The organism is Paraburkholderia sp. SIMBA_054, from assembly GCF_046534875.1.
GTDB classification, from domain to species: domain Bacteria; phylum Pseudomonadota; class Gammaproteobacteria; order Burkholderiales; family Burkholderiaceae; genus Paraburkholderia; species Paraburkholderia hospita.
Genome location: NZ_JAWRXV010001493.1, coordinates 1 through 243 on the forward strand (window position 1 = coordinate 1; position 243 = coordinate 243).

Consider the following 243-nt stretch of genomic DNA (forward strand, 5'->3'; position numbering starts at 1 on the left):
CCCACTGCATGAATCAATGTTTGTAGACACGATTATCGCGCTGCAGGGGCTAGATTTTACAATTCCTGCTGTTGACCGGACCGCGAACAAGACCGGGCGACAAATGCGCGTCTACTATCGCATAGATCCAAACGGTATTACCTTCAGTGTTGAGGGCGATTATGCGGTCTATGTACGTTACATGGTTTATGCGACCAGCACGCAGGCGCAAACCTCTGGCGGATCTGCTGTCATGCGCAGCCT

At 51.9% G+C, this 243-nt stretch carries 1 protein-coding gene; it reads left to right on the top strand.

The annotated features are described in order from the left end of the window. Positions 1–16: 16 nt before the first annotated feature. Positions 17–243, top strand: a 227-nt coding sequence (locus SB822_RS60005; protein ID WP_410859497.1) for a hypothetical protein, incomplete at its 3' end; no start/stop codon positions are given.